The sequence below is a fragment of the Chryseobacterium mucoviscidosis genome (assembly GCF_002177115.1).
GTDB lineage: Bacteria > Bacteroidota > Bacteroidia > Flavobacteriales > Weeksellaceae > Chryseobacterium > Chryseobacterium mucoviscidosis.
The window spans coordinates 1-251 of record NZ_MVAG01000075.1 but is presented as its reverse complement, the minus strand read 5'-3'; the positions used below and the strand labels follow the sequence as shown (position 1 = coordinate 251).

At 54.6% G+C, this 251-nt stretch carries 1 protein-coding gene; it reads left to right on the top strand.

What is annotated here, in order from left to right:
* Positions 1-251, top strand: a 251-nt coding sequence (locus B0E34_RS22690) for a formate dehydrogenase accessory sulfurtransferase FdhD (RefSeq protein WP_185117439.1), incomplete at both ends; no start/stop codon positions are given.

The following is a 251-nucleotide window of genomic DNA, read 5'->3' as shown; positions in this document are numbered from 1 at the left end:
TATGCGGTGTAGAACAGCTTAACGATATCGGTAAACCGGTGCAGCCGCTGCCGTTCACCCAGACGTTTGATCTCAACAAACTGGATGATGCATTACGTCATCTCAATGATTTCCAGCCAGTGGGGCAACTGACTGGTTGTACTCACGCCGCTGCATGGATGTTGCCATCTGGCGAACTGGTCGGCGGGCATGAAGACGTGGGTCGCCATGTGGCGCTGGACAAACTGTTAGGCCGCCGATCACAAGAAGGG